Consider the following 720-nt stretch of genomic DNA (forward strand, 5'->3'; position numbering starts at 1 on the left):
CGTTTCTTGGCGGCGTAAGTCAATGACGCGAAACTTTGTTGCTTCATTTGGCTCTGTACTTATGTTCTGGGAGGTGGGTATATTTTACCCTGTTTGGTCGATTCAATCAGAGCTTCCTTAACAGGCCCGATTACGCTATTATTTGAACTTAAAGATGCGTCTCCTGTCAGAGACAAAAGCAACTCGCGGCAATATTACAGAGGTTACCTGTACATCATGAAGGCAAAAGACCTGAAAAACACCCGGCGTTTCAAAAAACTGGCACCGACACTGGTGGCTGGCGCTACGATCTTTGGCGTCACCGGCGCTGCAGCCGGTTTCAAGAATGTGATTGTCCACGACCAGGATAACTACATGCTTTGTGATATCAAAAGCCTTGAGCACAGTGATCCTTACGGGATTCAGGTTGTCATGGAACCGAATGAAAGCTGTTATCAGTACCTGAGAGAAAACCAGGTCAAAGATAAACTCAAGTTCGTCTACCAAGTAGATGGTACACCAAAAGCAGGCTGTACTCTCAATCGAATTGAATTGAATAACAAGGGCGAAATGACCATTCAAGTCAAGGAAGGATGTTTTTATACAGAAGGAGAATATGTAGCTAGAGTTTAGAGTAAGCAACATTGTTCCACCGTATATTTTCGGGTGAAATAAAGTTGCTATTTTGTTCATACTGCCCGTTAGAGCTTGTTCTATACGCTGATTGCTGCATCCTGCTCA

The 720-nt window shown here is 43.8% G+C and carries 1 protein-coding gene; it reads left to right on the plus strand.

Annotated features, from left to right (window positions below; translation table 11 throughout):
- Window positions 1-216: 216 nt before the first annotated feature.
- Window positions 217-612 carry a hypothetical protein gene (locus ACOCD2_RS23895; protein WP_293653749.1) on the plus strand — a complete coding sequence of 132 codons (396 nt, stop codon included), beginning with the start codon at window positions 217-219 and terminating at the stop codon, window positions 610-612.
- The last annotated feature ends 108 nt before the right edge of the window (window positions 613-720 follow it).

The organism is Thiolapillus sp., assembly GCF_048562965.1.
Taxonomy (GTDB): Bacteria; Pseudomonadota; Gammaproteobacteria; order Chromatiales; family Chromatiaceae; genus Thiolapillus; species Thiolapillus brandeum_A.

Bases quoted from the DNA above. Each gene is read 5' to 3' on its own strand.
- ACOCD2_RS23895 (WP_293653749.1), top strand. From the start codon at position 217: ATGAAGGCAAAAGACCTGAAAAACACCCGGCGTTTCAAAAAACTGGCA.